Annotated in this window: 27 protein-coding genes; 15 read left to right on the top strand and 12 right to left on the bottom strand. The window is 63.8% G+C overall.

Translation table 11 applies throughout. The annotated features are described in order from the left end of the window. Nucleotides 1-20: 20 nt before the first annotated feature. The 4 genes from G8O24_RS02215 to G8O24_RS02200 form a co-directional block, all read right to left on the bottom strand. Nucleotides 21-578, bottom strand: coding sequence for a dihydrofolate reductase family protein (locus G8O24_RS02215; protein ID WP_188096040.1), 558 nt, complete (start codon nucleotides 576-578; stop codon nucleotides 21-23). Between the two features lie 7 nt (nucleotides 579-585). Then, nucleotides 586-1,584 carry a polysaccharide deacetylase family protein gene (locus G8O24_RS02210; protein ID WP_188096178.1) on the bottom strand — a complete coding sequence of 333 codons (999 nt, stop codon included), beginning with the start codon at nucleotides 1,582-1,584 and terminating at the stop codon, nucleotides 586-588. 164 nt (nucleotides 1,585-1,748) lie between these two features. Beyond that, the gene (locus G8O24_RS02205) at nucleotides 1,749-2,318 is read right to left on the bottom strand and encodes a glutathione peroxidase (protein ID WP_188096038.1); all 570 of its coding nucleotides are present in this window, start codon (nucleotides 2,316-2,318) and stop codon (nucleotides 1,749-1,751) included. Between the two features lie 90 nt (nucleotides 2,319-2,408). Beyond that, nucleotides 2,409-4,079, bottom strand: coding sequence for a L,D-transpeptidase (locus G8O24_RS02200; RefSeq protein WP_188096036.1), 1,671 nt, complete (start codon nucleotides 4,077-4,079; stop codon nucleotides 2,409-2,411). 209 nt (nucleotides 4,080-4,288) lie between these two features. Here G8O24_RS02200 and G8O24_RS02195 point away from each other — a divergent pair, with 209 nt between their 5' ends. Further along, complete coding sequence (locus G8O24_RS02195) at nucleotides 4,289-4,837, top strand: CreA family protein (protein ID WP_188096034.1); 549 nt, start codon at nucleotides 4,289-4,291, stop codon at nucleotides 4,835-4,837. Here G8O24_RS02195 and G8O24_RS02190 read toward each other — a convergent pair. Further along, nucleotides 4,827-5,033: a hypothetical protein gene (locus G8O24_RS02190; protein ID WP_188096177.1), complete on the bottom strand. Its 207-nt coding sequence runs from the start codon at nucleotides 5,031-5,033 to the stop codon at nucleotides 4,827-4,829. The two genes, G8O24_RS02195 and G8O24_RS02190, sit on opposite strands and share 11 nt — an antisense overlap. A gap of 402 nt (nucleotides 5,034-5,435) precedes the next feature. On the opposite strand from G8O24_RS02190, the gene G8O24_RS02185 reads away from it, so the two are divergent. Next, on the top strand, nucleotides 5,436-5,600 hold the full coding sequence (locus tag G8O24_RS02185) for a hypothetical protein (protein WP_188096032.1): 165 nt from the start codon (nucleotides 5,436-5,438) through the stop codon (nucleotides 5,598-5,600). 36 nt (nucleotides 5,601-5,636) lie between these two features. After that, the gene (locus G8O24_RS02180) at nucleotides 5,637-6,008 is read left to right on the top strand and encodes a hypothetical protein (RefSeq protein WP_188096030.1); all 372 of its coding nucleotides are present in this window, start codon (nucleotides 5,637-5,639) and stop codon (nucleotides 6,006-6,008) included. Between the two features lie 31 nt (nucleotides 6,009-6,039). On the opposite strand, the gene G8O24_RS02175 is transcribed toward G8O24_RS02180, so the two are convergent. Together G8O24_RS02175 and pdxR are read right to left on the bottom strand one after the other, a co-directional pair. Continuing rightward, the gene (locus tag G8O24_RS02175; RefSeq protein WP_188096176.1) at nucleotides 6,040-6,285 is read right to left on the bottom strand and encodes a DUF6719 family protein; all 246 of its coding nucleotides are present in this window, start codon (nucleotides 6,283-6,285) and stop codon (nucleotides 6,040-6,042) included. Between the two features lie 81 nt (nucleotides 6,286-6,366). Then, entirely contained in the window at nucleotides 6,367-7,830 is a 1,464-nt protein-coding gene (gene pdxR, locus G8O24_RS02170) for a MocR-like pyridoxine biosynthesis transcription factor PdxR (RefSeq protein WP_188096029.1), read from the bottom strand. Between the two features lie 75 nt (nucleotides 7,831-7,905). Here pdxR and G8O24_RS02165 point away from each other — a divergent pair, with 75 nt between their 5' ends. The 7 genes from G8O24_RS02165 to G8O24_RS02135 all read left to right on the top strand — a co-directional run bounded on the left by G8O24_RS02165 (nucleotide 7,906) and on the right by G8O24_RS02135 (nucleotide 14,384). Next, nucleotides 7,906-8,631: a pyridoxamine 5'-phosphate oxidase family protein gene (locus G8O24_RS02165; protein WP_188096027.1), complete on the top strand. Its 726-nt coding sequence runs from the start codon at nucleotides 7,906-7,908 to the stop codon at nucleotides 8,629-8,631. A gap of 52 nt (nucleotides 8,632-8,683) precedes the next feature. Further along, on the top strand, nucleotides 8,684-9,961 hold the full coding sequence (locus G8O24_RS02160; RefSeq protein WP_188096025.1) for an ArgE/DapE family deacylase: 1,278 nt from the start codon (nucleotides 8,684-8,686) through the stop codon (nucleotides 9,959-9,961). 225 nt (nucleotides 9,962-10,186) lie between these two features. After that, nucleotides 10,187-10,996 (top strand): hormone-sensitive lipase, encoded by an 810-nt coding sequence (locus G8O24_RS02155; RefSeq protein WP_188096023.1) that lies wholly within the window; start codon nucleotides 10,187-10,189, stop codon nucleotides 10,994-10,996. A 31-nt stretch (nucleotides 10,997-11,027) separates the two neighbouring features. Beyond that, nucleotides 11,028-11,867 carry a tryptophan 2,3-dioxygenase gene (gene kynA / locus G8O24_RS02150; RefSeq protein ID WP_188096021.1) on the top strand — a complete coding sequence of 280 codons (840 nt, stop codon included), beginning with the start codon at nucleotides 11,028-11,030 and terminating at the stop codon, nucleotides 11,865-11,867. A 9-nt stretch (nucleotides 11,868-11,876) separates the two neighbouring features. Then, a complete protein-coding gene (gene kynU, locus G8O24_RS02145) occupies nucleotides 11,877-13,079 on the top strand; it encodes a kynureninase (RefSeq protein WP_188096019.1) in 1,203 nt (400 codons plus the stop codon). A gap of 148 nt (nucleotides 13,080-13,227) precedes the next feature. Next, a complete protein-coding gene (locus G8O24_RS02140; RefSeq protein WP_188096017.1) occupies nucleotides 13,228-13,626 on the top strand; it encodes a PaaI family thioesterase in 399 nt (132 codons plus the stop codon). 152 nt (nucleotides 13,627-13,778) lie between these two features. Then, on the top strand, nucleotides 13,779-14,384 hold the full coding sequence (locus G8O24_RS02135; protein ID WP_188096015.1) for a GNAT family N-acetyltransferase: 606 nt from the start codon (nucleotides 13,779-13,781) through the stop codon (nucleotides 14,382-14,384). A 57-nt stretch (nucleotides 14,385-14,441) separates the two neighbouring features. Here the strand turns inward: G8O24_RS02135 and G8O24_RS02130 are convergent, their stop codons facing one another. Both G8O24_RS02130 and G8O24_RS02125 read right to left on the bottom strand, forming a co-directional pair. After that, nucleotides 14,442-14,747 (bottom strand): hypothetical protein, encoded by a 306-nt coding sequence (locus tag G8O24_RS02130; RefSeq protein ID WP_015686575.1) that lies wholly within the window; start codon nucleotides 14,745-14,747, stop codon nucleotides 14,442-14,444. A 77-nt stretch (nucleotides 14,748-14,824) separates the two neighbouring features. After that, nucleotides 14,825-15,529 (bottom strand): DUF2161 domain-containing phosphodiesterase, encoded by a 705-nt coding sequence (locus G8O24_RS02125; RefSeq protein WP_188096013.1) that lies wholly within the window; start codon nucleotides 15,527-15,529, stop codon nucleotides 14,825-14,827. A 129-nt stretch (nucleotides 15,530-15,658) separates the two neighbouring features. Here G8O24_RS02125 and G8O24_RS02120 point away from each other — a divergent pair, with 129 nt between their 5' ends. Continuing rightward, nucleotides 15,659-16,006, top strand: coding sequence for a GrlR family regulatory protein (locus tag G8O24_RS02120; protein ID WP_057757757.1), 348 nt, complete (start codon nucleotides 15,659-15,661; stop codon nucleotides 16,004-16,006). Here G8O24_RS02120 and G8O24_RS02115 read toward each other — a convergent pair whose 3' ends face one another. From G8O24_RS02115 to G8O24_RS02105, 3 genes are all read right to left on the bottom strand, one after another. After that, nucleotides 16,007-16,687 (bottom strand): SDR family oxidoreductase, encoded by a 681-nt coding sequence (locus tag G8O24_RS02115; protein ID WP_188096011.1) that lies wholly within the window; start codon nucleotides 16,685-16,687, stop codon nucleotides 16,007-16,009. A 24-nt stretch (nucleotides 16,688-16,711) separates the two neighbouring features. Then, nucleotides 16,712-17,455, bottom strand: coding sequence for a tyrosine-protein phosphatase (locus tag G8O24_RS02110; RefSeq protein ID WP_188096009.1), 744 nt, complete (start codon nucleotides 17,453-17,455; stop codon nucleotides 16,712-16,714). Between the two features lie 234 nt (nucleotides 17,456-17,689). Next, nucleotides 17,690-17,893 (bottom strand): DUF2735 domain-containing protein, encoded by a 204-nt coding sequence (locus tag G8O24_RS02105; RefSeq protein WP_188096007.1) that lies wholly within the window; start codon nucleotides 17,891-17,893, stop codon nucleotides 17,690-17,692. Nucleotides 17,894-18,428: 535 nt separating this feature from the next. Here G8O24_RS02105 and G8O24_RS02100 point away from each other — a divergent pair. From G8O24_RS02100 to G8O24_RS02085, 4 genes are all read left to right on the top strand, one after another. Further along, nucleotides 18,429-19,463 carry a glutamine synthetase beta-grasp domain-containing protein gene (locus tag G8O24_RS02100; RefSeq protein WP_188096005.1) on the top strand — a complete coding sequence of 345 codons (1,035 nt, stop codon included), beginning with the start codon at nucleotides 18,429-18,431 and terminating at the stop codon, nucleotides 19,461-19,463. 199 nt (nucleotides 19,464-19,662) lie between these two features. Further along, a complete protein-coding gene (locus G8O24_RS02095) occupies nucleotides 19,663-20,346 on the top strand; it encodes a substrate-binding domain-containing protein (RefSeq protein WP_188096003.1) in 684 nt (227 codons plus the stop codon). 32 nt (nucleotides 20,347-20,378) lie between these two features. Then, the gene (locus G8O24_RS02090; protein WP_188096001.1) at nucleotides 20,379-21,200 is read left to right on the top strand and encodes a tetratricopeptide repeat protein; all 822 of its coding nucleotides are present in this window, start codon (nucleotides 20,379-20,381) and stop codon (nucleotides 21,198-21,200) included. Between the two features lie 106 nt (nucleotides 21,201-21,306). Beyond that, entirely contained in the window at nucleotides 21,307-21,774 is a 468-nt protein-coding gene (locus G8O24_RS02085) for a hypothetical protein (protein WP_188095999.1), read from the top strand. The last annotated feature ends 70 nt before the right edge of the window (nucleotides 21,775-21,844 follow it).

Genomic DNA, 21,844 nt, shown 5'->3' with positions numbered 1-21,844 from the left:
TGGGGTTGTTTTGAGGTTCTTCAGCGAACCTGCCGCCGCCATGGCGTCACGGTGACGTCGTGCGCGGCGTCGAGCATGTAAGGCGTGCCCGGCGATAGCCCGTGTGATCTCAGCACCTCGTGCGGCGTCCGGCTCGGTACGTCGACGAAGCAACCTTCGCCGCCGGGCAGCGCGACATGCGGAGCTTCCGACAGCCAGAACGTGTCGTAGCGGTCCATGAACATCTCGAACACGACGGGGCCGCCGATGATGGCGACGCGCCCCGAGGCGACGTCGGCAAAGGCGCAGGCCTCCTCGAAGCTCGCATGCTCCGGATTCCACAGCGTCGCGTTCGGCATCTCCGGATCGACAGTGAGGGCCTTGATCTTGCGGGTGGCAATCAGCCGCTTGCGCTTCGCCGAGTTCGGCTGCTGCTCATGCGAGTTGCGGCCGTGCACGATCAGCGCGGCGCCATCGAGCGCCTGCTCGAAGAACAGCTTGTCGCCTCTGAACTTCAGGCTGTCGGGCATAACGTGGCTGGCGTCGGCAAGCATGCCGTCCGCCGAGACGATGACGTAGCCTTCGAAATGGAACGACAAGCGAGGTCTATTCGGAAACGGTCGTCACCACGGAGTTGACCGGGCGCGTGCTCACCGTCGGCAGCTTGACGTCCTTCATCAGCTCCTGATCGTATTCGGGGAGCGAGGCGACCGGCGCCTTGGCGCGCATCGCCACCACCTTGTAGCCGCCGGCCTTGAGACGGTTCAGAAGCTCGGGCAGGGCTTCGGCGGTGTGCTTCTGGAAGTCGTGCATCAGGATGATGCCCTTGCCCTTGCTGTCGAGCTTCTTCATCACGGTGTCGATCACCTTCTCCGGCTTGGAGGCCTTGAAGTCGAAGGAGTCGATGTCGCAGGAGAAGATCGCGACGTTGCGGTTGCCGAGATAGGTGACCATCTCCGGCGGATGCTGCAGCGCCGGGAAGCGGAAGAACGCTGCCGGCGAGATGCCGCCGAGCGCCCATTTCACGGCACTGATGCCCTTCTCGATCTCTTCCTTGCGCTGCGCTTCGGTGAGCTTCTTGTTGTTGAGATTGGCGTGCGACCAGGTGTGGGTGCCGACCGTGTGGCCGGCCGCATACACTTGCTTCAAGATCTCCGGCTCGTAGGTGGCGTGCTTGCCGATCGAGAAGAAGATGCCGGTGGTGCATTGGTCGGCGAGCGCCTTCAGCACCGCCGGCGTGTTGTGCGGCCAGGGACCGTCATCGAAGGTCAGGACGACCTCCTTGTCGCGCAGGAAGTCGAGCTCCTTGAAATGCTCGAAGCCGAAGCCGGGACCGCCTGTGGTGTCGATCTCGACGGTGCGGGCAACGCCCAGCGCGTTCGGATTGTTGCAGGCCGCGCGCGCCGGCTGCGGCGCTTGTTGCGGCGGAGGCGGGAAGGCGGCGGCCGGTTGCGCGGCAGCCGGAGCCGAAGCCGCAGCCGGCGTTGCCGCAGGGGCTGCTTGCGTCGCGGCCGCTGGCTTTGCAGCCGGGGTCTGCGACCACGCCGCGCCTGTCAGCGCAGCCGACATCGCGCTTGCCAAAATCAGTCCTGCCGCCACGCGCATGGTCTTGTCCTCGAGATTGATCCCGTTGTTCGGCCGTGGCTTTTCGCCTCCGACAAAACCTGTCCTGCCCCTCATCATCCTAGCCTAGATGGTGGCCCATCGCTATGGCAACGGCCATTTGGCGCTTCGCCACAATTGTGCCCAGGCCTGTTCGGGCAAGGCCTTCAACTGTCGGCCAAGACTCTGGCGATTGCAGTCTTGATCCGGGTGTCGACAGGCTCCACGGCGGAGGGGAACACCACCGCGATGTAGCCATCACGGCCGATCAGGTATTTGTGGAAGTTCCAGCGCGGAACCTCCTTGGGCCGGGCCTCGGCGGCCCATTTGTAGAATGGATGTGCCTTCGCCCCGACCACAACGGCCTTGGCAGCGATCGGGAAGGTAAAGCCGTATTGATGGTGCGCGGTCTCCGAGATCTCGCTGGTGCCGCCGGGCTCCTGGCCGCCGAAATCATTGGAGGGCACGCCGATCACGGTGAGCCCGCCCTCGCGAAATTCGCTCCAGAGCTCCTGCAGGCCGGCATATTGCGGTGTGTAGCCGCACAGCGAAGCGGTGTTCACGACCAGCAGTGGCTTGCCGGTAAAGGCGGCGAGGCGAATGTCATCGCCTGATAGTGCTGGGAAGGAAAAGGCGTAAGCGGAAATCCGACTCATCCCGCCGTCGGCCCGCGCGCGCCTCGCCGAAGCGGCTGCCGCGAGAAGCGCCGTGGCGAGCATGGTCCTGCGGTTCAGCATGGCGGTGTCCCCGGCTGTGATCCGGCGCGAAGCTTACCCCGCCGATCCGGCCGGCCCGCTCAACACCCCGTTATCTGAGGCGGGTTGGTCTCAATAGAGCCGGACGATGAAGTCGGTGCCTTCGCCGGTCTCACCCTGGTTGATGCCTTGGTCCGAGACGATGACCGAGCCGCCTGACGTGAGCATCTCGTTGATCTTCGCCATGGCGTCGGCGGGGATCGTGATGCGATCCAGTGCCTCGGCCGGGCTGTCAGGCGTGATCACCGGCTTTGCGGCAACGGGGATCACCGCAGCGTTGCGCTGGCGACGCGCGATGTGGCCGTCGTCCTCGCGCGCCGCGGCGCGGACGTTGACGGGCAGCGAGACCACCGACCAATGCAGCGCATTGGTATCGGTCTTGTCGACTTCCGCGGTGAAAACATGGGTGCCGAGCGGTCGCTCGCTCGCCGCAATCGTCACCGGCACGTCGAACAGCGGCGCAAAGTTCTGCCGCACATAGAGCTTGGAATCCTTGCGGCTGATGAACACGGCGATCTGGCCCGTCCGCTTCGGCAGGTCGGGCTTCACGGACGGCGCCGGATCGGCGACACGGGTCTGATCTTTCTTTGCGTCCGGCGAAGCGGCTTGCGCGGGCGCACTGCTCGTCGCCGCGGTGTCAGCCTTGACCGGCTCGGATTTGGCAGGTTCGACAGCTGCGTCTGTCTTCGGCGCCTCGGCCTTCGGAGCATCTGAAGGCTCAGACTTTGCGGCCTCGACCTTGTCGTCCGACGTCGCCTTGGGCGTTTCCGCAACCTCGGCAGGCTTCGCTTCAGGCGCATCAGCCGTCTTTGCGGCCGTATCGGGCTGCTTGGCAGGCTCCGAAGGCTCGGCAGCCTTGGTCTCGGTCCGCGCTTCCTCATGAGCCGGTGCGTTGTCGGTGGTCGCATCCGACATCACGGTATGGCCGACGGTGGAGCGCAGCTCGAGCACGCCGTCAGCGCTGGCGGTCTTCCTTTCGAGCGATTTGGTTTCGACGGGCTTGGTCTCCGCGACCTTGGTCTCGGGAGCACCCTTGTCCGCCTTGTCGCCAACGCTCGTCGTCGGCTCGAGGCCTGCAGCCGGCTGCGGCGGAACGCGCAGCGAGGTGAGCATGGGATGCGAGAAGCTTTGCGGGGTCATCTGGCCGGGCGCGACGATCACGCGCGCACCCATCTTGGTCCAGTTCCACATCTTCACCGCGAACGCCATCGGCATGCGGATACAGCCGTGCGAGGCCGGATAGCCCGGCAGCACACCGGCATGCATGGCGACGCCGGACCAGGTGATCCGCTGCATGTACGGCATCGGTGCGCCGCTATAGATGTTGGAGTGGTGGAATTTGTGCTTCTGGATGACGCTGAACACGCCCATCGGCGTCGAGTGGCCTTTCATGCCGGTCGACACCGGCGACTCCGCGAACACCCCGTTGGAGTCGTAGACTGTTACCTTCTGACGGTCGATCGAGACGACAATGACGAGCGGACCTTGCGGCTTTGCGCCGGTTTCCTTCTCGACAACGGTCTCTGTCTTGGTCTTGGCCGCGCCGCGCTTCTGCGGCTTCTGCCGCGGCTCGTCAAACCGTCGCTCCTGCCGGCCGTAGGATCCGTCGGAATAATCCGACCAATAATAAAATGCCGCTTCCGCCTGGCTCACTGTGCCGATCGCACCTGCGGCCGTCAAAATGGCGACCTGCCACAGCCGCGTCGGCGCGGCAGCAAACCGGGACCCATTCACGCTATTCATTCCTCGAATCCACAATCCAAATCAGACGTTAGTGTCGCAGAGGGGATACGCGTTCACCAGCATGGCGGTTCTGCCATCAGCTACTTTTGTCCAAGACGTAGCAAAAAAGCCTCACAGAGCGGTAAACGGCGGCCGCTTCTCAAGGCACGTCGCCTTCCTGTCAGGCTGGCGCGCCCCTACATTGCGGGGACTTGTTATCGGAGAACTTCATGTCATCTCGTTTCCCTGGTCTTTCCGGCATCCGTTTGAAAGACCTTGCTTTATTGCTCCTGATGCTCGCCATGCCCGTGGCCTCCGCATCTGCCGCCGACGAGCCAGATCTCATCTTTCGACGCTCCACGGTGTTCAAATGGATGAGCCCGAATGACAAGCTTGCGACCTATGGCCTCGACGACCCCGAGGTCGAGGGCGTGGCGTGCCATTTCACGGTGCCGGAGAAGGGGGGCTTCAAGGGTTGGCTCGGTCTTGCGGAAGAGGTTTCCGACATCTCGCTCGCCTGCCGCCAGATCGGCCCGATCAAGTTCAAGGACAAGATGGAGCAGGGCGATGATATGTTCCGGAAGCGCCGATCACTCTTCTTCAAGAAGATGCAGATCGTGCGCGGCTGCGACGCCAAGCGCAATGTGCTGGTTTACATGGTCTATTCGGACAAGCTGATCGAGGGATCGCCGAAGAACTCAACCTCGACGGTGCCGATCATGCCGTGGGGGCCGGCCGACGCGAACGTGCAGAAGTGCGGCGACTTCTTTACTCAGTGATGGGATCGCGACCGATGCGCGGCTTGACAAGGTGCGAGCCGCTCAGCCGTACGAATGCCTGCGGCGCGGCGTCGTAGCCGCGTCCCGATTGCAAAGCCATTGCGCCGGGCGAGCTGTCGCGGCGGCTGCTCTGTCGATCGGTACTGTCGGCAGCCTGCGCCGGCTCGCGCCTCGTTGCGCGATCTTGCGCCATCATGTTGGCCATCCCTCAACTATGTGCCCTGACGATGACGGGCCTTTCGGTTTCGAAGGCTTCGGTCGCACCCGAGACGCGCCGGGTTCACGACCCGCCTTCGTTTGCCGATCTCTTCAGCAGAAAACCGTAAAATGCATGTGAAGTGCTGACGTCGCGGATATGACTGCGCGGCTTCAACCAAGCCGAACGAAAGCTCCCAAATGGGTTCACGCTGCCGATCGCCTCATCTGAAAAGATTGATGTTTTCCGGCAATTGTTTCGTCGCGCCGCGGCCGATGAAACAATTCTCACGAGGACGAAACCATTTTGGGCTTTGGGCGCATCACGGGAGAAACCGCTGATGGTTATCAGGATCACAACAACGACGGCGCACCGCCGGCCACGCAATCCGAAGAGAGACCCATGCGCGCGCTCAGCTTTGTCCTTGCCTTCGGCTTCGTTCTTGCAGGTTCCTCCTTCGCAGGTGCTCCTGATGGCAATCTGCCTGGGATCGGCACCTTCCAGTACTCGGGCTCACCGGTCACCATCACATCCCCGCAGCCGATCGTTCTCGCGGCGCGCCTCTGATCACCAACAAGAAAATCAGCCGGCAAAAAGGCCACCATGTACCTTCGTCTCTGCGTCGCGGCGTTCCTGTCGCTTCTGACGATCGGCCCCGTTGAGGCGCAAGTGCGCGCACCGAGCCGACTGCCGGACCCGCGCACCGAATTTGTGCGGCAATGTGCGCCGCGCATGCTGGGCCGTTGGGAACATCCGGAGGAGGTGTGCGGCTGCCTGCACGACCATGCCGCCGCCGTCGTCGAGGATCGCGACCTGCGCGAGGCGCTGTTGCGTGGCATCAGCGAAACCGGTGTACCAACGATTGAAACCGATTGGGTGCCCGCGGCAAAGCAAAGCGAGATCGGCGCGACCTTTACCAAGATCGCCAAGCCGACCTTGCAGTGTATGTTCGATCCGGCAAAGGATCGTTCCTAGCCTCGCTCTATCGACGGGTTACTTCGACTTGTTACTTCGACTTGGGACCGAACCGGGCCACGCAGGAGGCGGTTCGCACCAGACCCTTGTCGGTCATCTTAGAACCCCGCACTTCCTTGATCTGACCGGCCGGGCAGGTTCCGTCATCCACTTGCACGCGCTGACCGAGTTTGAGATCGACGATATCCTGCTCGCGCCCGACCGTGGTCGCGTGTGCCGTTGAGGCGAGGAAGATGGAGATCAGCAGCGAGAGGCGGGTTGCACGGCCAAGGGACATGACGAGTGACATGGTGAGGGATCCTGGAATGAATGTCGCGAAGGTTACGAAGCGAGCGGCGATTCTGATAGTGAACCTTCGTTATGCCCGCCGCGCGGATTTGCCACTGCGGCGCAAGGCGGTGCGTGCTTCCTCCGCCAGCCGCTTGGCGGCGGCAACCAGACGCGGAACCGTGTGCCCCGAAAATCCGAGCACGAAACCGGGCAGTGGCCGCGCTCGCGCATAGGTATCGGCGAGCAACCAGCCTTCCGCGCCGGCGGCCCGCTTCGCCTCAGTCGCAACCGCTGGGGAGACCGACGGGTCGAATCGCGCCACGAGGTGCAGGCCCTGTGACGGTACCGGGACTGTCAGCGCGCCATCCGACGCTGTTTCGAGCGCCTCGGCCAGCGCGTCGCGCGCCTCACGATAGAGCTTTCTCACGCGCTTCACGTTGGCCGTAAACGCGCCGGAGTTGAGCATGTCGGCGACCGCTCCTTCCATCAACGTGCCAGGGAAGCGGTCGAGCGTGGCGCGCGCGGCCGTGACGTCGCCGACCAGGCGCTCGGGCAGGGCGCAATAGCCAATGCGCAAGCCCGGAAACAGGGTCTTGGAAAAGGTGCCGAGGTAGATCACGCGCTGGAGGTGATCGATTCCGGCCAGCGACATCAGCGGCGCGCCGTCATAGCGGAACTCGCTGTCGTAATCGTCCTCGAAAACGAAAGCACCGGCCTGTCTGGCCCAGTCGAGCAGCTCCAGCCGGCGCGGCATCGACATCTGCACGCCCAGCGGAAACTGGTGTGACGGTGTGACATAGGCCGCGCGTGCGGACGGTGCGAGCGTGCGGCCTCTGGCGATTTGCAGGCCATGCGCGTCGACGGGGACCGGCACAGTGCGATAGCCGCACTGCGCGATGGTTCTGCGCGCAATGGGATAGCCCGGGTCCTCGCACCAGACCTCATCGTCCGCCTTCAGGATCGCGCCGAGAACAAGGCGTAGCGTGTGCAAGGTGCCCGATGTCAGCATGATCTGGTCGGGGTCGCAGCGCAGGCCTCGAGCCGACAGCAGGTGATCGGCGATCGCGACCCGCAACTCGCGACTGCCGCGCGGATCGCCATAGTGCAGGTGCTCGGTGCCGAAGGCGCGCATGCGACGGCCGACAAAAGCGCGGAAGCGCTGCATCGCGCGCTCGTCGATATGGGTGCAGCCGAGCGAGAGGACGCCTTGCTGCGGCGTCTCGACGATCGCCTTCGGTTTCTTGAACGCGGCGGTGCGGGCGGGGATGCGCGCGGCGACGAACGTGCCGGACCCCACGGTGGCTTCTGCAAAGCCGTCGACGATCAGGCGCTCATAGGCGGTGACAACGGCGTTGCGCCGAAAGCCGGTCTGCTTGGCGAGCGTGCGCGATGGCGGCAGCGGCTCGCCGGGTTTGACGAGACCGCCGACGATCATCTCGCACAGCGCCTGGTACAGTCGGTGTGCTGAAGAAGCGCCGACGGTGACATGAGGGCCCGTGAGGTCCAGCGGCAGCTCGGTCTTGCCAGGCGAATTGGTCGGAATTTTTTGCATGGAATTGGCACTATCGCAGACCAAATGTGCCGCTACAACCATCCTGGAATTCTTCCAATCCCGACAGGAGCGGCCGTGAGCCAGACCGAGAGCCAAACTTCCTATCCGACGTCAGCGCGCAACCAGGTCAAGCGTCGGCACGACCGCGGCTTCTACGATCACGCCACCGTCCATCACATCCTGGATTCCTCGATGCTCTGCCACGTCTCCTACGTGATCGACGGCCAGCCCTATTGCACGCCGACTTTCTTCTGGCGGGAGGGAACGAGGCTCTACTGGCATGGCTCGAGCGCGAGCCGCATGCTGCGCAGCCAGACCAAAGGCGAGCGCGTGTGCCTGACGGTCGCCCATCTCGATAGCCTCGTACTGGCGCGCTGCGGTTTCAACCACTCCGCCGACTACCGCGCGGTGATGGCGTTCGGAACCGCCTATCTCGTCACCGACCCCGCGGAGAAGGAGCGCGCGGTGGTCGCGATGGTCGACCGCTTCTTCCCGGATCGCACCGCGAGCTTGCGGGCAAGCAACACGCAGGAGATCAAGGCGACCTCCTTCATCGCCATGGAGATCGAGGAAGCCTCTGCAAAGATCCGCGCCAAAGGTGTCGCCGACGACGAGGAGGACTATGAGTTGCCGATCTATGCCGAGCGCATTCCGGTCCGCACTGTTCTCGGCGCGCCGGAGCCTTGCCCGCGTTTGCTCGACGGGGTGAGCCGGCCCGCGACGCTCGATGGCTATTCCGAAGGCCGACTGCTCGAAGATGCATTGCGGGATGCTTATTTTGTGGAGTACCCGAACGGCTGAAATCGGTTAGCTTGCGCGCACCCTTGATCATTTGGATGCCCGGAGTTGCCTGATGAATGTCGAAACGCAGCAGAGGATTCTTGACGCCGTCGATGCCGGCTTCGAAGCCCAGCTTGCGACCACCCGCGATTTCGTCGCCATCCCTTCGACCCGCGGAGCGGAGGGGCCGTGCCAGGACATGATCGGCGACCTCCTGCGCGCGCGGGGCTACGAGGTCGACGATTGGCATATCAACGTCGACGATCTCAAGGACCTGCGCGGCTTCGGCCCGATCGAGCATGATTTCTCGAAGGCGCGCACGGTGGTCGGCACCTATCGTCCGACGACGGAGGCCGGCAAGTCGCTGATCCTCCAGGGGCACTGTGACGTGGTGCCGGCCGGGCCGCTGGAGCTATGGGACACACCGCCGTTCTCGCCCGTCATCAAGGACGGCAAGATGTTCGGCCGCGGCGCCTGCGACATGAAGTCGGGCACGATAGGCGCGCTCTATGCGCTGGATGCGATCAAGGCGGCCGGTCTCAAGCCGACGGCGCGGATCCACTTTCAGTCGGTCATCGAGGAAGAGAGCACCGGCGTCGGCGCGCTTTCGACGCTTCAGCGCGGCTACCGTGCCGATGCTTGCTTCATCCCCGAACCCACCGCGGGCAAGATGGTGCGCTCGCAGGTCGGCGTGATCTGGTTTCGCCTGCGCGTGAAAGGTCATCCCGTCCATGTCGCACATGCCGGCTCCGGTGCCAACGCGATCATGGCGGCCTACCATTTGATCCAGGCGTTGCAGAAGCTCGAGATCGAGTGGAACGAGCGCGCCAAGGCCGATCGTCACTTCAAAACGCTGAATCACCCGATCAACTTCAACCCCGGTATCATCAAGGGCGGCGATTGGGCGTCCAGCGTGCCGGCCTGGTGTGACGTCGACTGCCGCATTGCGGTGTTGCCGGGCTGGTCGATCGCGGATCACCAGAAGGAGATCTTGGCCTGCGTCTCGGCCGCTTCGCGCACCCACCGCTTCCTCGCCAACAATCCACCGGAGGTCGAATGGTCCGGCTTCCTGTCGGAGGGCTATGAACTGACCGATTCGGCGGCGCCCGAAGCGGCTTTCGGCAGGGCCTTCAACAAGGTCTATGGCGGCGCCGTCGAGGATCTCGTTTTCACCGCGCTGACTGATACCCGTTTCTACGGTCTCAACCATGGCATCCCAAGCCTGTGCTTCGGCGCCAGCGGCGGCGAGATGCACGGATTCAACGAATTCATCGATCTGGAGTCGCTGAAGAAGACGACCAAGGCGATGGCGCTGTTTATCGCCGAATGGTGCGGGGTGGAGAAGGCGTAGCTCTCTCCGCCGTCATTGCAAGGAGCCCTTGCGACGAAGCAATCCAGACTGTTGCTGCGGAAACAAACTGGATTGCTTCGCTACACTCGCAATGACGGCTGGGGCTCCCCTTGCCCGAAACAACGGCTTGTTCAAATCCTTTAAGCTTAAAAGAAAGACTAGGACGTAGCCGTTCCCGGTGGCAGACTGGCGTCCGGTTCGCTGGACGAGTCCCGGGGAGTGACCATGCGCGATTGGGATGATGCTTACGCCAACTCGGCCCATATCCCGGGCTCGGACAAGATGCCGACGCAATGGGCGGAGCGGGCAGCGGCTTACCGCGCTGGATTGAAGGATTTTCGCGCTGACATTGCCTATGGCCCTGGTGAGCGCCAGTGCTTTGACCTGATTCTGCCCGACGGCGACAGCAACGGTCTTGTCGTGTTCGTGCACGGCGGCTACTGGATGCGCTTCGACAAATCGACCTGGACGGATCTCGCCGAAGGTGCGCGGCACCACGGCTGGTCGGTTTGCTTGCCCAGTTACACGTTGACACCGGCCGCGCGCATCTCGGACATTACCGCGGAGATTTCGGCTGCGATTGCGAAAGCGGCTTCGCTCGTCTCGGGTCCGATCCGGCTCGCCGGCCACTCCGCAGGCGGCCATCTGGTCACGCGCATGCTGTGCGACGACAGCCGGCTCGAGCCTTCAGTCTTCAACCGCATCGCCGGGACGCTCTCGATCAGCGGGCTGCACGATCTGCGTCCGCTTCTGAAGACGAAGATGAACGAGACGCTGCGGATGACCTTGGAGGAGGCGACGCTCGAGAGCGCGGCGCTGCACCTGCCGCGTGGTCATTCGCCTGTGACCGCTTGGGTCGGTGGCGGCGAGCGGCCCGAATTTATCCGCCAGTCCGACCTGATGGCCAATGTCTGGACGGGATTCGACGTGCCGACGCACCTCGTCGTCGAACCCGCGCTCAACCATTTCACCGTGATTGACGGGCTGAAGGACCCGTCGTCGCAGATCACCGCACGCCTGATCGGGCTCGATTGAGGGCAGGGATGATCGATCGAAAGGGCCTGTCATGACCTCCAGCGATTACGATCCCTCAAGCGAAGGCGCCGAGACCGATTTCGCAAGTCGCATGTCCTACGGCGACTATCTGGCGCTGGATGCGATCCTTGGCGCGCAGCATCCACTCTCCGAAGCGCACGACGAGATGCTGTTCATCATCCAGCATCAGACCACGGAGCTGTGGATGCGGCTTGCGATTCACGAGCTCAGCGCCGCCCGCCGTGCCATCGCAAGGGACGAAGTGCAGTCCGCGATGAAGATGCTGGCGCGGATGTCCCGCATCTTCGAGCAGCTCAACAGCGCCTGGGACGTGCTGCGCACGATGACGCCGAGCGAATATACGCGCTTCCGCTCCCAGCTCGGCCAGTCCTCGGGCTTTCAGTCGCGCCAGTACCGGCTGATTGAATATCTGCTCGGCAATCGCAACCATGCCATGCTGAAGCCGCACGCCCACGATGCCGAGACGACGAGGCTGCTCGAGGCCGAGCTCGCAACGCCGAGCCTCTATGACGAGGTACTGCGGCTGGCCGATCGCAACGGGTTGAGGATGCCGGCCGCGGTGCTCGCACGCGACGTCCGCGAAACGCACAGTTTCAGTGAGGGCGTGCTTCATGCCTGGCGCGAGGTCTACCAGGCGCCGGAGACGCACTGGATGCTGTATGAGCTTGCCGAGAAACTGGTCGACTTCGAGGACTATTTCCGGCGCTGGCGCTTCAACCATGTCACGACGGTCGAGCGCGTCATCGGTTTCAAGCGGGGCACTGGTGGCACCGGCGGCGTCAGCTATCTCAAGCGCATGCTGGAGGTCGAGCTGTTCCCCGAGCTCTGGCGCGTCCGCACCATATTGTAAGAGACTGATATGACAAAGCTTCGCGTCTACGACGACACCAGAGCCTTGTTTCATCTCCCTGAGGACGTCATCTATCTCGACGGCAACTCGCTCGGCGCGTTGCCGTTGGGCGTTGCCGAGCGTGTCAACCGCGTCATCACATCCGAGTGGGGCAATGAGCTGATCCGCGCCTGGAACACGGCGGGCTGGTATGTCCAGCCACGTCACGTCGGCGACCGCATCGCGCGCCTGATCGGTGCTGAAGCAGGCTCAGTGATGGTCGGCGACACGCTGTCGCTGAAAGTCTATCAGGCGCTTGCGGCTGCGCTCGATTTGAACAGCGGGCGCAAGATCGTCCTGTCCGACACCGGCAATTTTCCGACCGACCTCTATATGGCCGAGGGCCTGATCGCGACGGTCGGGCGCGGTCATCAGTTGCGCCTGGTCGCGCCGGAAGAGATCGAGGCTTCGTTGTCGGAGCAGGTTGCGGTGCTCTACATCACCGAGGTCGATTATCGCACCGGCCGTCGCCATGACATGGCGAAACTGACTGCGAAAGCGCATGCCCTCGGCATCATCACGGTCTGGGATCTCGCGCATTCGGCCGGCGCTTTGCCGGTCGATCTCGCCGGCTGCGGCGCCGATTTTGCCGCCGGCTGCACTTACAAATACATCAATGCCGGTCCCGGCGCGCCGGCCTTCCTCTACGTCTCGCCGCGTCATGCCGACGATGCCCGTGCGGCTCTCTCCGGATGGATGGGCCACGCCAAGCCGTTCGCGTTCGAGCTTGCCTACGCGGCGGCCGGCGGCGTCGAGCGCATGCGCGTGGGCACGCCACCGGTGCTGGCGATGGCGGCGCTGGAGGCCTCGCTCGATATCTGGGATCGGGTTGACATCAAGGAGGTCCGAACCCGCTCACTGGCGCTCGGCGACCTTCTGATTGCGGAAGTCGAACGCCGCTGTCCATCTCTGGGGCTCGTGACCCCGCGCGCTCACGCCAGCCGCGGCTCGCAAGTCTCGTTCGCCTTCGCGGGTGGTTATGCTGCCATGCAGGCCCTGATCGCCCGCGGAGTCATCGGCGACTTTCGCGCGCCTGACATCATGCGGTTCGGGATCACGCCGCTCTACATTGGCGAGGGCGAGATCGTGCGGGCTGCCGAGATCATCGAGGAGGTGATCGCAGGCGAAGTGTGGCGCCGATCGGAGTATCAGGTCGTGAACGCGGTGACATAAGGGAGGCGCTCTGCCCACCTGCCGCCCGAGTTAGTTGAAGCGCCCCTGAGGCCCGCGGCGACGTCACGATCTCCATTACCTCGGACGTCATTGCTTTGCGGCCTGAAGCCATTCAGGCTGAGATAACAAGGAATTGGGAGGAGATCTGATGACGCCGCTCGAGAAACTTAAAGCGATGAAGATGCCGTTCGCCGAGCTCAAGGGCGTCGAATTCGTCGAGGCGGACAGGGATCGGGTGGTGGCGCGGATGATCGTTCGGCCTGATCTCTGCACGCTGCACCAGACCATCCACGGCGGGGCCGTGATGGCACTTGCCGATTCCGTTGGAGCCGCCGCCACGGTGATCAATCTGCCTGATGACGCCAAGGGCACGACGACGCTCGAGAGCAAGACCAATTTCATTGGAGGCGCCAAGGAGGGGACCACCGTCATCGCCACCGCGACCCCGGTCCACCGCGGCCGGCGGACCCAGGTCTGGACCACCCGGCTGGAGACGGAGGACGGCAAATTGGTCGCGGTAGTGACCCAGACCCAGCTGGTCCTGTAAGACTACGGGTCCTTGATTTTGTTAACGAATTGGTCGCTGTCGCTGCCTCAAACTTGGGCGGGTTCCCGTCTTGAAAAACTTGTTGCGATGCACAATATTGGAGGCCTAGGGATTCGAACGCCTCCTCGAGGGACACCAAGAGGAGTTTTGACGTGGTACTTGAAGACACCGTCCGCACCGCCCCGGGCTATGTGCGGACCCTGATCCAGCAGGAAGAATTGCCGCTGTTGCGCGATCACCTGCTGAGGCTCGATGCCGAAAGCCGGCACGACCGCTTCAACGGTTTTCTCGACGATAGCTTCATCGAGCGTTACGCGGCGCGTTGTGCCGAGGATGGCACCGTGATCGTCGCCTATATCGTCGATGGCGTGGTCCGCGGCGCGGCCGAGCTGCATCCGCCGGAGGGCGATTCACTGCCCGAAGTCGCTTTCAGCGTCGAAGCCTTTGCGCGACGTCAAAACGTCGGCACCGTGCTGTTCAGCCGTCTGATCGCGGAGGCACGCTGGAAGGGCTACAAGAGCCTTCGCATCACAACGGGTGCGGAGAATCACGCCATGCGCGCGCTCGCCAGGAAGTTTGGCGCGCACCTCGCTTTCCGCCATGGGGAATCGACCGGCACGATCGATCTTGCCAAGACTCCCGAGGACGAACTTGCCGATCTCGCAGCGGCACCGTTCAAGGCCGGCCGCGCGCTTCTGAGCTTCAATTCGACCTGCTGGAAGCTGATCTCCAGCATGTACGGCAATCGCGCGGCCTGAATCAGAAAGCGGACCGGCTGAGCCGGTCCGCTTTCTGTTGAAGTGAGGAGATAAAGGTCAGGTGCCGGTGCGCTTGTCGTTGCCGAAGCGGCGGACGACGCGACGTTCGACCACGACGGAGCGCTGCGCGCCCTGTTCGCCGGCAATCACGCGCGTGGCCGTGATGCGGCTGTTGGTGCGAGCCTGCTTCTTGACCTCGGCCTGAACAACGTCGAGTGGCATCCCCATCAGCGCGGCAGCGATCTCGGCCTGCTGCTCCTGATCGTCGGTGATGCCAACGGCGGCGAAGATCGCCTCATCCAGGGTGGGCGGATCGTGGCGGACGCGCCGCGTGCCATATTTGGTATTCCAGTCTGCGCTCATAACGGCCTCGTTTTGATGCCGGGATACCTAGTGCCCTTGATGTTGCATTGCAATATGAAATCGGTGTGGCATCTCAGCTATGCACCGCTTGGGTGTCGCAGCGGTGACGCAACACCGGAGCCAACCTCAACCCGTTGCTGCGGCCAGCGCTGCAGCGCCGCACGTCCCGCCTCAGTCAGTCCGTAGATTCCCCGGTCTGCACGCTCGAACCAGCCATACACGTTGTTAAGCAAGATCTTGCCGGCATCGGGACAGCGCTCGCGCAAATCGCGCACGCGCCGCGGGCCGCTCGCGAGTTCTGATGCGCAGGCCAGCGCCTGCTGCCGATAGGCTGTCATGATCGGTGCGCGGGTGCTGCCGCCGAGGACGGGATCGCCTTGGCGACGCTGATGTTCGGCCACGAGCCGCGAGCGCGTCTTTGGCTCGCGGCGAGGGGCGGCGGTCGGGGGCTTTACCAGCACCTCGACCTGGCCCTTGTCGGTTACCCCGAGCATACCAAAGCCGAGGCGGCGACACAGATTGCGATAGCGCGCGTCGCTCTCGCGCCCTTTGCCGCGCGCCGAGATTTTGGCCGCGATCCAGATTTCGTCGCCCGCCGGTGCGCGATCGACCGCTTGCAGGATCAGTTCGAGATTAAAGGCGAGCTTGAGTTCCCCGATCACCACTATCGGAGGATCGCCGGCGCTCAGACCGACGAGATCGCAGCCGCGGATCTCGCCCTTCACGTCGAAGCCGAGGCCTTCGAGGAAGCGCTTGACGGGGAGGTAGAGTGCGGTTTCCAAGGTGAGTTTCCGATCGAGGAATCAGTTGCTTCCAGTCTAGCCCGGATCATGACTAGAGAGCTGACGGGCATTTGCCCGAACACGGCCGGGCCGGCTATATCCCTGTAGGGGGAACAGGGCGCTTGCGGCATGACGATCAGGAACGGGCTTTATCACATCCGGATCGAGTTCCTGGATAGTGTCCAGGGCGGCAATCAGGGCGTCATGGTGCTGCGCGACGGCACCATGCGCGGCGGCGATTCGTTCTTCTTCGCCTATGGCAGCTACACCTCTGCCGACGGCAAATGGAAGGGTGAGCTGACCAACGAGGAGCATTCGCCCTCGTTCGACGAGCGGCCGGTGTGGGGCCGCAAGGTCGTGACCATCGGATTCAGCGGCACCTACACCGACGAGACCGCCTATGGCGAGGGCATCGCACTCGCGGGCAAGCAGAGCATCCGTTTCAAGGGCAATCTGCGGCTGCTGGTGCCGGATTGATCACACCCGTCCGCTGACCGGAATCAGCGCTCCGGTGACGCCGCTCGCGGCGTCGCTGACGAGGAACAGGATCACCTCGGCCAACTCCTGCGGGGTCACCCATTTGGAGAAGTCCGCTTTCGGCATGTCGGCGCGGTTGGCCGTGGTGTCGATGATCGACGGTAGCACTGCATTCACCGTCACCTTACCTTTCCATTCGCTGGCCAGCGCCTCAGTCAGGCGATGCACCCCCGCCTTCGACGCCGCGTAGGCCCCCATGCCGGAGCCAGCCTGGAGTGCGCCTATGGCGCCGATATTGACGATGCGGCCTGCCGTTGAAGCGGCAAGATGCGGGAGCGCCGCGTGCGAGGTGTTGAGCGCCGTCAGCACGTTCAGCGCATGCATGCGCTGCCAGCTCTTGACGCCGCCGTCGCCGACGGTCTCGAAGGCAAAGCCGCCAGCGATGTTGATCAAGGCATCGAGCTTGCCGAAATGCTTGGCGGCAGCCTCGACCGCCGCTTTCGCTTGCGCGGCGTCGGACAGGTCGACCCCGCCGATTTCGATGCGTTCCGCCGTCGCCGGCATCTGAGAGGGCGTGTGATCGATGCCGGCCACCCGCGCGCCGCGCGACAGCGCGATGTCGGTGACCACCTTGCCAAGCGCGCCGAGCGCACCGGTTATGATCAAAACTTTGCCTTGCATCATCGATCTCCCGGGCGCGGCCGCCTACGATTGCAGATAACGTTCCTTCAGTGCGGTCCGCTCGGCCGCGCCGAGCTTGAGGCCATCGCGCAAGTAGGTTTCGATATCGCCATAGTCGCGTCTGACGGCGTCGAAAGCTGCGTCGAGATAGGAGGTCTCGACCGAACCGATCGCGTCGAGGACGTCGACGGGCAGATCGGAGACGCTCGAGACGTCGCGCTTGTAGTGGCTGTTGGTCAGCAGATAATCCTCCGCAATGACGGCATCGGGCACGCCCAGAGCATGCAGTATCAGCGCGCTGGCAAAGCCGGTGCGGTCCTTGCCGGCGGTACAGTGGATCACGAGCGGTGCGCGGTCTTCCAGCAGATGGCCGAACAGCGTACGAAAACTATGCGTGTTGTGACGGACATAGTTGCGGTAGGACTGGCGCATCACTTCAAGCGCGACCGGTCCGGTCAACGCGCCTCTCGCGAGTTCGGCGCGCAGCGCGGCGACAACCGTGGGCTCGATCGGCAGCGAATGTACGGTGATCTCGCTCACGACGCAGACGCCGCCCGTCCGCTCCTCGACACCGCGGAAGTCGAACGCGCTTCTCACGCCGAGCGTGCGGACGATCGCGATGTCTTCAGCGCTGAGCTGGCCGAGATGGTTGGATCGGAAGATGTGGCGCCAACGGGTGGTGCGGCCGTCGGCTGTGGCATAGCCGCCGAGGTCGCGAAAATTGCTCGCGCCTTGCAGGGCGAGGTGGCGGGCAGGGGAATCTGACATGAGGTTGGGTTATGGTTCCATGGACGGTCTGAAGGCGTCCTTGGAGTCTATCACGCTCAGGACCGGTAAGACCTGGCCATCAAGCTCGAATATATTGTGTTCGGTTGCTGCTGGTGCGGTGATCCCACCACCCATCTTCGGAATCAAAAAGGGTCGAAACCTCGTTGTTTCGACCCTTTCAGACTTCCGCTGAGCGCTTGAGCGAGCGCGGCGGCCTCGCACCCGGTGAAGGCATTAGCGTTCCCATTTGGGCTTTGCTTCGTCGACTGCGTCCTGGTGGTACCAGCTCTCGCTGCAGATCGAGGCGTTCGCGGGAAGCGAAGCGTGATCGGCAGGAAGGCGGGTCTCGCCGTAGCGGCGTACCGTGAGAGCCGCTCGGCCCCCGACCGGGAATTGGTAGATCTTCGCAGATCCCTGACTTAGTCCATTATTCAGCATTGCGATTGCTCCATAGTCGAAGCGCCTTAGCCTCCATCGTGCGCCCGACTCGTTCTGATGTGGTTACTGGAATCCCCATATCGACCGCGCGCATCAAAATGCAAAGTGCTGAAAAGGAAATCAGTTTCAGCCCAATTCTTGGGCAGCTGGCTGTTTGCACCCACCAAGGCACGGTATTGGTGACTAACGGCTGAGCCATTCCAAAGGTTGCTAGGCAGGGGCGGGCCACTTTGCGAAAATTGCCGGACGTTGATGCGCGTTTCATCGGCAACTTCAGGCGGAGGGCGCGTTGCTCCAGAAACGGGCGTTTTCCCCGGAGTTTTTGCGGTGCAGCTTCACGGGAAGGTGCGCGTCTATGACGCATGCTGGTGTGTAAGTTTCTCGATCCCGTGGCCGCCCGCCGCCGCGGTGGAAAACGTCCCGCGCTGCGGCCTTTTGGCACGTTAAATGCTTGTAAAGGGCCGGCCGATGATGGCCGGGTACAAACGTGCGGGGCTCTCAACCCCACCTTTCGCATCATCTACAGAGAGGCTCAATGACCAAGTATAAGCTCGAGTACATTTGGCTCGACGGATATACGCCGACTCCGAACTTGCGCGGCAAAACTCAGATCAAGGAATTCGCGTCGTTCCCGACGCTTGAGCAGCTTCCGCTCTGGGGCTTCGATGGCTCCTCCACCCAGCAGGCCGAAGGCCACAGCTCCGATTGCGTGCTGAAGCCGGTCGCGGTGTTCCCGGACGGTGCGCGCACCAACGGCGTGCTGGTGATGTGCGAAGTCATGATGCCCGATGGCAAGACCCCGCACCCCTCCAACAAGCGCGCCACCATCCTGGACGACGCCGGCGCCTGGTTCGGCTTCGAGCAGGAATACTTCTTCTACAAGAACGGCCGTCCGCTCGGCTTCCCCGAGGCCGGTTATCCGGCGCCCCAGGGCCCGTACTACACCGGAGTCGGCTATTCGAACGTCGGCGACGTCGCGCGCAAGATCGTCGAGGAGCATCTCGACCTCTGCTTGGCGGCCGGCATCAACCATGAAGGCATCAACGCGGAAGTCGCGAAGGGCCAGTGGGAATTCCAGATCTTCGGCAAGGGCTCCAAGAAGGCCGCTGACGAAATGTGGATGGCCCGCTATCTGATGCTGCGTCTCACCGAGAAGTACGGCATCGACATCGAATTCCACTGCAAGCCGCTCGGCGACACCGACTGGAACGGCTCGGGCATGCACGCCAACTTCTCCACCGAGTACATGCGCACCGTGGGCGGCAAGGAGTACTTCGAGGCGCTCATGGCCGCCTTCGACAAGAACCTGATGGACCACATCGCCGTCTACGGCCCGGACAACGACAAGCGTCTGACCGGCAAGCACGAGACCGCTCCGTGGAACAAGTTCAGCTACGGCGTTGCTGACCGTGGCGCGTCGATCCGCGTTCCGCACTCCTTCGTCAACAACGGCTACAAGGGCTATCTGGAAGACCGCCGCCCGAACTCGCAAGGCGACCCCTACCAGATCGCTTCGCAGATCCTGAAGACGATCGCGTCCGTGCCGACCGACAAGAAGGCCGCGGCCTAAGATCCTCCCGGCCCGGGCTGGGGGGCTGGCCCGGGTTGGTTTTCAATCCGCCGGAGCGAAGGCTCCGGCGGATTTTTACGTTCTGATGACGGCGGGACGGCGGTGCTGGAGGCGACGGCGCTTGCCGGCCTGCGCAGCCTGTGCTTGACCGCCGCGCTCAAGCTGATGCATCGCGCCTGACCGCTACGGGAACTCACTCATGGACAGAATTCGCATGCTCTCGACGCTCGGCCTGATGGGTGCGATGCGCAGCCTGTCGTCCGCGTTCGAGACCGCAACAGGCATCCAGGTCGAAGCCGACTTCGCGCCGACCCTGGCGCTGCTCAAGCGCTTGCGCGCCGGCGAGGCCGCCGATCTCGTGATCCTCACACGCGAGGGGCTCGACGAAATGATCGGCGAGGGCCGCGTGATCGCGGACGGCTCGGCCGACCTGGCGCGCTCCTATGTTGGCCTTGCGGTGCGGGCCGGACAGCCGCACCCCGACATCGCCAACGAGGCGGCGCTGCGCAGGACGCTGCTCGCGGCGCGCTCCATTGCCTATTCCCGGCTGGGCGCGAGCGGCGTTTACTTCGCCCAACTGATCGCGCGCATGGGAATTGCGGACGAGATCAACGCGAACGCCACGATCGTCGAGCAGGGCTTTACCGCGGAGCGGCTGGTGAGCGGGGAGGCCGACCTCGCCGTGCAGCAGATCAGCGAGCTGAAGCAGGTGGGCGGCATCGAGGTGGTCGGCCCGATCCCGCACGATTTGCAGATTCCGGCCGTGTTCTCCGCGGGCCGCATGGCAGATGCAAGGCAGGCCGAAGCCGCCGACCGGCTGCTCCGCTATTTGGCATCGCCCGACGTCGTGCCCGTCCTGCGCCAGTCGGGACTCGAGCCTTGAAATCGCCGGGACACGGACGCAACGTGACGGCCATGCGGACCTACCTCAGTGCCCTCCTGATCGCGCTCGCCGCGCCCATCGCAGCCCATGCGCAATCGGCCGACCTTGTGCTGTGCGACCGCGTCGCCGCCGACCCCAGCGATCCCGACAAGCCGGCCGACGTGAAGGGCGTGCCCGACATCGCGGCCGCCGACATCGGGACCGCCATCAAGTTCTGCAAGCAGGCAGCAGGCACGTCGCGTCGGGCGATGTTCGCGCTCGGCCGCGCCTATGCCGCCAACCGCCAGACCGCGGAGGCGCTCGCGGCCTGGCGCAAGGCCGCCGACAAAGGCTCCAGTGCCGCGATGGTCGAGCTCGGCGTGACCTATGCCACCGGCTCGGGCGTCGCCAAGGACGAAGCGCAGGCGCGAAAACTGTTCGAGAAGGCGGCGCAATCAGGCAATCCCCGCGGCGTCTCCAACCTCGCCGCGCTCGGCAGCGCCGGCGGTGGGGCGCCGGCCGATCCGGCGCAGGCGCGCACGCTGCTCGCCAAGGCCGCCGAGACCAATGCCGAGGCGCAGTACCAACTCGGCCTGATGCTGTCGAACGGCGATGGCGGTGAGAAGGACGACGTTGCGGCGCGCGCGCTGTTCGAGAAGGCGGCGGCGCAAAACCATCCGGGGGCGCTGGAGCGGATGGGCGCCTTCGCCCAGGAAGGCCGCGGCGGTCCGAAGGACAAGGACGCCGCAAAGGCCTATTACGAGCGTGCGGCTGCGCTCGGCGACGAGGACGCCAAGAAGGCGCTGGAGCGGCTGCGCTGCCCCTACGCGATCAAGGACAAGCAAGGCAGGCTCGTCACCACATTGTGTTTCTAGACGGCGCGCGGCCGCCTGCAGGGTCGAGGCCAACCTTGATCGAGCGCAAGGCTGCCGCATGCCGCACCGGCTTACACTGCGGTCTTCATGGGAATGGAGACTTGCGATGACGCTTCGGGCATGGATGCTGGCGCTGGCCTTGACGGGCGCGGCCACGGCGGTGGTGGCGCAGGATCTCAAATCGCCGTCAGCAGATCAGTACGTGCCGCGGCTCGGCGACATCATGAGCGCCGCGCAGGCGCGCCACCAGAAGCTCTGGCTGGCCGGCAAGGCGCAGAACTGGGAGCTCACGGCCTTCGAGCTGCGTCAGCTCAAGGCCAGCCTGGTCGAAGCCGCGCTGCTCTATTCGGGCATTCCCATCAGCAACGTCACGACACTGGAGCCGTCGCTGCAATCGACGTCCGACGCGATCGCGGCAAAGGACGGCCGCAAATTCGCAAAGGCCGTGGGCGATCTGACCGAGGGCTGCAATGCCTGCCACCGCTCGATGGGGCGCAGTTTCGTCGTCATCAGGGTTCCCTCCGATGCGCAGCCCTTTGCCAACCAGCAGTTCGCGCCGCAGGCCAAGCCCTGACCGGCAGGCGGTGACGGAACGGACCGCGTGCGAGGCGGGTTGACCTCGATCGCGGTGACCCGAAATCACG

This window comes from Bradyrhizobium campsiandrae, from assembly GCF_014529705.1.
GTDB lineage: Bacteria > Pseudomonadota > Alphaproteobacteria > Rhizobiales > Xanthobacteraceae > Bradyrhizobium > Bradyrhizobium campsiandrae.
Note: the sequence above shows the minus strand (reverse complement) of the source record. Positions and strands in the feature narration are given on the sequence as shown.

What these genes read in the sequence shown, in the direction of transcription:
- G8O24_RS02140 (WP_188096017.1), top strand. Translation starts at nt 13,228, where the DNA reads ATGACGCCGCTCGAGAAACTTAAAGCGATGAAGATGCCGTTCGCCGAG.
- kynA (WP_188096021.1), top strand. Translation starts at nt 11,028, where the DNA reads ATGACCTCCAGCGATTACGATCCCTCAAGCGAAGGCGCCGAGACCGAT.
- G8O24_RS02095 (WP_188096003.1), top strand. Translation starts at nt 19,663, where the DNA reads ATGGACAGAATTCGCATGCTCTCGACGCTCGGCCTGATGGGTGCGATG.
- G8O24_RS02155 (WP_188096023.1), top strand. Translation starts at nt 10,187, where the DNA reads ATGCGCGATTGGGATGATGCTTACGCCAACTCGGCCCATATCCCGGGC.
- G8O24_RS02130 (WP_015686575.1), bottom strand. Translation starts at nt 14,747, where the DNA reads ATGAGCGCAGACTGGAATACCAAATATGGCACGCGGCGCGTCCGCCAC.
- G8O24_RS02180 (WP_188096030.1), top strand. Translation starts at nt 5,637, where the DNA reads ATGTACCTTCGTCTCTGCGTCGCGGCGTTCCTGTCGCTTCTGACGATC.
- G8O24_RS02085 (WP_188095999.1), top strand. Translation starts at nt 21,307, where the DNA reads ATGACGCTTCGGGCATGGATGCTGGCGCTGGCCTTGACGGGCGCGGCC.
- G8O24_RS02090 (WP_188096001.1), top strand. Translation starts at nt 20,379, where the DNA reads ATGCGGACCTACCTCAGTGCCCTCCTGATCGCGCTCGCCGCGCCCATC.
- G8O24_RS02195 (WP_188096034.1), top strand. Translation starts at nt 4,289, where the DNA reads ATGTCATCTCGTTTCCCTGGTCTTTCCGGCATCCGTTTGAAAGACCTT.
- G8O24_RS02185 (WP_188096032.1), top strand. Translation starts at nt 5,436, where the DNA reads ATGCGCGCGCTCAGCTTTGTCCTTGCCTTCGGCTTCGTTCTTGCAGGT.
- G8O24_RS02120 (WP_057757757.1), top strand. Translation starts at nt 15,659, where the DNA reads ATGACGATCAGGAACGGGCTTTATCACATCCGGATCGAGTTCCTGGAT.
- G8O24_RS02100 (WP_188096005.1), top strand. Translation starts at nt 18,429, where the DNA reads ATGACCAAGTATAAGCTCGAGTACATTTGGCTCGACGGATATACGCCG.
- pdxR (WP_188096029.1), bottom strand. Translation starts at nt 7,830, where the DNA reads ATGCAAAAAATTCCGACCAATTCGCCTGGCAAGACCGAGCTGCCGCTG.
- G8O24_RS02110 (WP_188096009.1), bottom strand. Translation starts at nt 17,455, where the DNA reads ATGTCAGATTCCCCTGCCCGCCACCTCGCCCTGCAAGGCGCGAGCAAT.
- G8O24_RS02175 (WP_188096176.1), bottom strand. Translation starts at nt 6,285, where the DNA reads ATGTCCCTTGGCCGTGCAACCCGCCTCTCGCTGCTGATCTCCATCTTC.
- G8O24_RS02200 (WP_188096036.1), bottom strand. Translation starts at nt 4,079, where the DNA reads ATGAATAGCGTGAATGGGTCCCGGTTTGCTGCCGCGCCGACGCGGCTG.
- G8O24_RS02205 (WP_188096038.1), bottom strand. Translation starts at nt 2,318, where the DNA reads ATGCTGAACCGCAGGACCATGCTCGCCACGGCGCTTCTCGCGGCAGCC.
- G8O24_RS02190 (WP_188096177.1), bottom strand. Translation starts at nt 5,033, where the DNA reads ATGATGGCGCAAGATCGCGCAACGAGGCGCGAGCCGGCGCAGGCTGCC.
- G8O24_RS02115 (WP_188096011.1), bottom strand. Translation starts at nt 16,687, where the DNA reads ATGCAAGGCAAAGTTTTGATCATAACCGGTGCGCTCGGCGCGCTTGGC.
- kynU (WP_188096019.1), top strand. Translation starts at nt 11,877, where the DNA reads ATGACAAAGCTTCGCGTCTACGACGACACCAGAGCCTTGTTTCATCTC.
- G8O24_RS02105 (WP_188096007.1), bottom strand. Translation starts at nt 17,893, where the DNA reads ATGCTGAATAATGGACTAAGTCAGGGATCTGCGAAGATCTACCAATTC.
- G8O24_RS02210 (WP_188096178.1), bottom strand. Translation starts at nt 1,584, where the DNA reads ATGCGCGTGGCGGCAGGACTGATTTTGGCAAGCGCGATGTCGGCTGCG.
- G8O24_RS02160 (WP_188096025.1), top strand. Translation starts at nt 8,684, where the DNA reads ATGAATGTCGAAACGCAGCAGAGGATTCTTGACGCCGTCGATGCCGGC.